This is a genomic window from Flavobacterium sp. T12S277 (assembly GCF_048514875.1).
GTDB lineage: Bacteria > Bacteroidota > Bacteroidia > Flavobacteriales > Flavobacteriaceae > Flavobacterium.
Genome location: NZ_JBLYEG010000034.1, coordinates 1 through 6,675 on the forward strand (window position 1 = coordinate 1; position 6,675 = coordinate 6,675).

Here is a 6,675-nt window from a genome sequence, read left to right on the forward strand (position 1 = left end):
TTTTATATTCAGTTTTTTCAATTCCTTGTTTAGTTTTGTACTTAAGCTTTCAAAATCAATTTTACTAAAGCAATCCAAATATTGTTTCTTGTAAAGTATTCTCCATTGTTCTACAAGTTCATCATGAATAGGTATTCACGAAACTAAGAGAAAGAAAGATCCTTTGCCAATGTTTTTTTTCCAGCTCTCAAAGACTTGATCAATATTTTTAATTAAATAGTCTGCTTTACTATATTTTTTTTGCATGGAAATGTCTCTTGGTCTGTAATCGGTAATTCTCTGATGTAGCCTTTATAGATGCTGTCTAATTGATCAGCGTCTTTAGGTTTTTTTAAATAAAGATTCCAAAAAAGCACAATATACCCATAATTCTTTTGAGTCGTTTACATGACGATCCTCCATATTTTCTACCAAAAACCACGCGCCTTTAAGTATTAAAGTATCCCCTGTCCTATGACTCTATTAATCTACCGTTTTCTGTAGTTCAGGATTGAGATTCTGTTTTGGAGAATTGCAAAAAACTATTCCAAAATAAATAATATAAAGTATATACTATTTATTTTCCTATTTTGCATAATTATAAGAGTTGTTTTTAACTAAAAAATTCATGCTTTTTTTACTTTACATTTCTTCAGATATCTTTATTATCGTATTTACATGAGTAACAATACATTTACCTTGCAAAGGTATAGTGGTTTAGAAATAAATTAAAATAAAAAACGTGGAAATAATTCCACAATAGTGTAGCTTTATATCTATAAAAACAAGTGAAATCTGATATATTTTATATAAAACCCTGCTATGATTGCATAGCAATCTCTGGCTTAACACTATAGTTAATTCGAACCTTTTAGTTTTTTATAAGCTTTAAAATTATATTCATCAACGTTAAATTATAACAAAATCAGAGGATACTCACTGACATTTTTAGCCATATTGAAATATAATTTAAGCTTCTTTTTAGGGTAATCTCAATTTTAAAAACTTTCCTTAAAATATATATTAATCCCATCAACAGTCCGGATTAATTCAACCCGATAGATATATTTATCAAGTTTAGATTTAATGATAGTTTGATTAAATACTTTAATTTAAAATTAATCTTTTGATACTTAAAAACAATAATACACTTTTAATCAATGGCTTATGCAATTGAAGTAAGTTTTCAATTCAGTTACTATTTCAGCCCTGAGTTTTGATGTATCCAACAACAATACTTCATCTATTTTTCCTAGTTCCACTAAAATTTTATTATTGAAACTACAAATAATTAAAGGTATTTCTTTTCTATATACCTTTATGAAATCAAGTAATTCCTCTTCTGAATAGATTACAAATATTATCACAGAATATTTATCTAATACTTTGTCGAAATACTTAAAATTACAATACGTATCAAAAGAATAATCTTCTTTAAATTCATATTTTAAGAATCTCGAAAAATATTTCTGACTATCATATATAAGTCCTTTTCTCTTGCTCATCTCTCTAATATCTAGCTTAATCATTCCGTCTAAATCCTAATTCTGGCGTTACTCTTATAACTTTTACTCTAAAGTCTTAATCGTTATGGATTTAATCTCTCACGACATTTTATTAGAATTATTCTATAAAATCTAAAAAATATTTACTATATAATCGAAGAATATTTAATAGTCGCTCAACCCTCTTTACTATAAAACGATAACCGATTACATAAGATAGGGTACCACTCTTCGAACTAAACAAAACTAAACCACTGACGAACTAACATAAAAAATCAATTTTAATATAGAAATCAGTGGTATTAGTTTTTATTAAATAAAGTAAAACTCACTTTAAAGTTATTTTAAAACAATAAAAATTGTCTTATTTATTACATCGAAGTGATTATAAACTCACTGCGTCTATTAGCCTGGTGTTCTGCTTCAGTACATTTTACACCATCCGCACATTTATTTACTAATTGTGTTTCTCCATATCCTCTACCGGTTAACCTGCTTGCTGCTATTCCGTTTTTAACTAACCAGGCTATGGTTGATTTAGCTCTTCTATCTGAAAGTTTCTCGTTATAAGCATGTGTCTGCCTACTATCGGTATGGGAACGAACGTCTATCTTCATTGTTGGATACTGCTTCATAACATCGAGAATTTTTTCTAATTCAAAAGCGGCATCTTTGCGTATAAAAGATTTATCCAAATCGAAATAAATTATTTCTATTTTAAAGGATTTTGCCAGATCATCTCCTACTGTAACTTTAGATATTGCTTTTTCCAAGGCTATAGGCAAATCTGTTTTTCCACTCTCCCTGACAATAGTAATGCTTTGTTCCTTTGTAATATAATCCGCTTTTATTGCCCGTACATAATACGTTTCTCCACACTTTACTTCAAATGCATAATGTGCTTTTTCATCTGAAACTACTTGTTGTAATTCTTTGAAATTATTATCAAATAAAATCACCTGGGTCATTGGCAATAATTTTCCGTCTCCCAAATCTGTTACAACTCCAGCCAGCTCTTGCTCACAGGTTAACTTTTTTGTTTCAGTGAATCTGTAAATGTCATCATAACCTTCTCCTCCGGATCGATTTGTTGTAAAGAATCCTGTTCTGGATTGACCATTAATAAGTAATGCAAAATCATCTGTTTTCCCATTGACTGGCTCTCCAACATTTTGCGATTCTGAAATTGATCCGTCTTTGGATAATTGGGCAACAAATATATCTAAACCTCCTAGTCCGGGATGACCATCACTTGCATAATACAATTCGTTATGATCACTTATAAAAGGGAACGTTTCTCTTCCTTCTGTATTGATTTTGTCTCCCAGATTCTCTGGTGTTCCGTAACTACCATCATCATTGATTTTAACTTTAAACAAATCAGATTGTCCTAAGGTTCCCGGCATATCAGATGCAAAATATAATGTTTTCTCATCAACACTTAATGCCGGATGGGCCACACTATATTGATCACTGTTAAACGGAAGCTCTGTTACATTACTCCATACGCCCTTTTCCAGAGTCGACTTATATAATTTTAACAATGTCACTCTTTCACTGTCGCCTTTTTTCTTTCCATTTAAGAAGTTATTTCGAGTAAAGTACATGGTTTTTCCGTCTTTAGTAAAAACCGGGGTAGATTCATGAAATTTAGAATTTATTCTATTATCGAATCGTTCCGGTTTTCCTAAACTGCCATCTGATTTCATTTCCGATCTGTAGAGATTTGTAAATGACTGATTATTCCATTTAAAAACCTTCTTTGCAATCCCTCCTGTATCTCTTGCTGAAGCAAATACTAGGTTATTACCTGAAAATGAACTCCCATAGTCAGAAAACTTTGAATTAATCCCTGCGTTTTCTATTGTATATCGCCAGGAATTTGCTTTGATTTCGTCGAGATAATTTCTATTACTTTTAAATAGCTTAGCTCTTAAATCGTTGCCTGATTTATGATTAAATTCGGTCATCATTTTATCAGATTTTGCATAATCTCCTATCGATTTTAAACACTGGGAGTATCTATAATAGTACTCCGGATCCTGATTTTGATTCATGTCAAAAAGCTTTTCATACCACTTTTCTGCTTTTTCTAATTCTGCATTAAAATAGTATGCATTCCCTAACTTCTGGAACATGCTCTCATCTGTATAGCCTTTATTGGCCACACGCTCATAAGTAGCTATTGCATCTACATAGGCGTAACGATCATATTCTTTATCGGCCGCAGCCACTTTTGCTTTTTGTGCATATCCCTGAAATGCGATAATACTCATAAGCGAACTATAAATAAGGTTTTTAATTTTCATAGTAGACGATATTAAAAGAATCTTGGTGAGATTATCCTATTGTATTTATTGAACAATTCATATCTTAGAAAAATTTCATGGGAACCTGAATTGTAATTATCTAATCGGGTAGTTTCTAAATCATATCCATAACCGATAAACCATGAATCTGTAACCTGAAACCCTACCATAGCACTTAGTGCGGCACTCCATCTATAAGCAACTCCTGCTACAAACTTCTCGTTTATTAAAAAATTTGCAGATACATCTACTTGTAAAGGTGCACCTTGTACATACTTAGTGAGTAATGATGGTTTAAATTTCAGGAAAGGATTCAAATCAAAAACATGACCTGCAATTAAGTAATAATGAATATTCTCTTTAGCCACATGACTGTTGGCTCCTGTATTGGCATACCTGTCAAAATGCTTGGTTTCCAATAAATTTGGCGCAGATAAACCTACATACGTATTGTCTGAATGCAAATACAGTCCTACTCCAATATTAGGAGAAAATTTATTATCTATATTGGTATCAAAAACATAATCATTTTTATCATATTGATTTAACTTAGTAAAATCAACATCTAATAAATTTGCAGATCCTTTTAATCCAAATGATAGTTTATAACTTTCTGATACAGGTATACTGTATGAAAAATCAACAGCTATATTATTCTCATTCGAAGGTCCTATCCTGTCATTTATAAAGGATAAACCTAACCCGATATTACTATTATTTATTGGCATATTCATCGAAGCTGTATTAGTTACCGGCGCTCCATCTAATCCTACCCATTGGGTACGGTGTAAACCAAATATGCTCAAAACACCTCTAGACCCTGCATAGGCAGGATTTATATTAATGGTATTGTACATATATTGTGTAAACTGTGAATCTTGCTGGGCGTGAATCAAGCCTGATAATAGCATCAAAACCAATCCTATTAATTTTGTTTTCATCTGTGTGTGTGTTTATAATTCCCGAGAGTTGTAATTCCTCCCGGGAATTAGATTTATCTATTTTCTATTGATATATAAATAACCTGCTTTTTGGTGTCCTGTAGAATTATAATCCTTGTATTTAAGGATATAATAATAGGTTCCAACTGGTAATTCAGCAGAAGCATTAATCGTTACTCGTCCTTCAGAAATCCCTTTAAAGGCTCTATCGGTATTGTTATATTGATCACGCTCAAATACTAAAACTCCCCAGCGGTTATATATTTCAACCGAATTATCTGGATAGCATTCTAAACCTCTTACATAGAATAAATCATTACTGCCGTCTCCATTGGGAGATACTGCATTAAAAACTTCTATACTACATCCTTCAATACCTAATACTGTAGGATTATCGCCTAGGTTACTCGAATCATCTGAGTTATCCTTAACAATTATTCCATCATAGCTTGTTCCAATAACTGTGGCCTGATTGCTTACTGATCCTGAATTTATATCGGACTGTTTTAGTCTGTAGATTCCAACAAAAGTAGTTCTGTCGGATTCCCCTACTGCTAAACTTATTGGATTACCCGTAAGCACTATTCCCGGCAGGGGATCTGTTATACTTACATTGGTTAAGGCTACATCTCCTGTATTGGTAACTTCAAAATTATAGATAACAGTTTCTCCTGCCTGTGCATGTCCATCTCCATTTTCATCTTTGAACAAAGCTGTTTTCACTAATGCAATTGATGGGTTACTAAATACTTTTACAGTAACCACTGCATCATCACAATTGTCAGGATTCAGTATCTCACATATTCTATAGTTCAGTGTATAGGTTCCCCCTGGGGTACCCGGCGCAACTAAAACATTAGTTCCCGACAAAGTAATCCCTGGATTGGTAGCACTTACAAATGTTGTATTTACATCTGATGGTACAACAGCACTTCCGTTTAAGGTATCATTCGTCAACACATTCGTTAATGAAATTCCGCCTGTTGAACCGTTTACGGAAATCCCTGTGTCTGCTACAGCATCAATTGAAGCTATTCTTACCTTTACAGTAAGTGCGGCTATTGCATTGGTACATTCACCTGTCCCTATTACAGTATAAGTGATAGTCGCAGTTCCTGCCGATACACCTGTTACAACTCCCGTTGAAGAATTAACTGTCGCTTTAGAAATGTCGCTACTTTTCCATGTTCCACCAGCAGTACCACTTGAAGCAAATGGCGTGGTCTCTGCTACGTGAATGTTTTGGATTCCTGTTATCGTTCCTGCGTTTGGCGGTGTTACTACCGTAATCGTTCCTGTAGCATTTAGCACATTTCCACAACCTCCCGTTAATGGGATGCTGTAAGCAAAGGTGCCCGTTTCCTTTGGTGTTCCGCTGATGGTAATCACATTCGATGCCCACGCAGCCGTTACTCCTGCCGGGAGGTTTGCGGCGATTCCTATGCCTGTGACTCCAGCGGTGCCGTGGGTAATATTCATCAAAGCTGTATTGATACACAGGGTTGGTGCTGATGAAGCCGCTGCCACCGTATTATCATGATTTACTGTTACCAATATAGATTCTGAATTTGCAGCTGCACAAACTCCACTTTGAACTACTGCTCTGAAGTAAGTGTCTGCACTAAGAGTACCAATGGTCGCTCCTGTTAAGGTTGATGTGGTCTCGGCTATGTCTGTTGGAGTCGTAAAAACAGCATCACTTGATTTTTGCCATTTTACAATACTACCTGTATTATCTGATAAAGTTAAATCGGCAGGTGAATTTCCTGAACATATCGTTTGTGGTGAAGAGACTACTCCGCCTACTGAAACCGGATTTACTGTTACCAATATAGATTCTGAATTTGCAGCTGCACAAACTCCACTTTGAACTACTGCTCTGAAGTAAGTGTCTGCACTAAGAGTACCAATGGTCGCTCCTGTTAAGGTTGATGTGGTCTC

Annotated in this window: 4 protein-coding genes; all 4 read right to left on the bottom strand. The window is 34.0% G+C overall.

The window, feature by feature from the left end; all coding sequences use genetic code 11:
- Window positions 1-1,136: 1,136 nt before the first annotated feature.
- Window positions 1,137-1,508, bottom strand: coding sequence for a hypothetical protein (locus tag ACN1CN_RS22305; protein WP_419137830.1), 372 nt, complete (start codon window positions 1,506-1,508; stop codon window positions 1,137-1,139).
- Between the two features lie 347 nt (window positions 1,509-1,855).
- Window positions 1,856-3,793, bottom strand: a complete 1,938-nt coding sequence (locus ACN1CN_RS22310; protein ID WP_419137832.1) for an OmpA family protein — start codon at window positions 3,791-3,793, stop codon at window positions 1,856-1,858.
- A gap of 11 nt (window positions 3,794-3,804) precedes the next feature.
- Window positions 3,805-4,734: a type IX secretion system membrane protein PorP/SprF gene (locus ACN1CN_RS22315; protein WP_419137834.1), complete on the bottom strand. Its 930-nt coding sequence runs from the start codon at window positions 4,732-4,734 to the stop codon at window positions 3,805-3,807.
- Between the two features lie 57 nt (window positions 4,735-4,791).
- Window positions 4,792-6,675, bottom strand: a 1,884-nt coding sequence (locus ACN1CN_RS22320; protein ID WP_419137836.1) for a gliding motility-associated C-terminal domain-containing protein, incomplete at its 5' end; no start/stop codon positions are given.

Excerpts from the sequence above, each read along its gene's own strand:
- ACN1CN_RS22315 (WP_419137834.1), bottom strand. The coding sequence starts at position 4,734 with ATGAAAACAAAATTAATAGGATTGGTTTTGATGCTATTATCAGGCTTG.
- ACN1CN_RS22310 (WP_419137832.1), bottom strand. The coding sequence starts at position 3,793 with ATGAAAATTAAAAACCTTATTTATAGTTCGCTTATGAGTATTATCGCA.
- ACN1CN_RS22305 (WP_419137830.1), bottom strand. The coding sequence starts at position 1,508 with ATGATTAAGCTAGATATTAGAGAGATGAGCAAGAGAAAAGGACTTATA.